This window comes from Bradyrhizobium sp. PRIMUS42 (assembly GCF_023006515.1).
In the GTDB taxonomy this organism is placed as follows: Bacteria; Pseudomonadota; Alphaproteobacteria; order Rhizobiales; family Xanthobacteraceae; genus Bradyrhizobium.
In genome coordinates this window covers 1-223 of record NZ_JALBGZ010001666.1, presented here as the reverse complement: position 1 = coordinate 223, position 223 = coordinate 1, and the positions used below count along the sequence as shown (strand labels likewise).

Below are 223 nucleotides of genomic sequence, written 5' to 3'. Positions count from 1 at the left end.
CGAGCGATATCCTCTTGCCAGAGCTTATTAATCGTCTCATTCCGGCAACTCTCGATCCTGTTCTTGAGGCGCGCGATATCCTCGCCGATCTGATCGATCATTGTCAGTTGCGCGGCGAACGGCAGCAACCGAGGATCGGGAGCGGCATGGATCTTCCGCACCGCTGCGGTGCAGGCGGCGATGATAGCGGCATCGATCTTGTCGTTCTTGGCCCGCTGTAAAT

1 protein-coding gene is annotated in these 223 nt (G+C 57.4%); it reads left to right on the top strand.

Features of this window, described 5'->3' with window-relative positions:
• On the top strand, positions 1-221 hold a 221-nt coding region (locus MOV75_RS42200; protein ID WP_246933153.1), incomplete at its 5' end, for a hypothetical protein.
• Positions 222-223 lie beyond the last annotated feature (2 nt).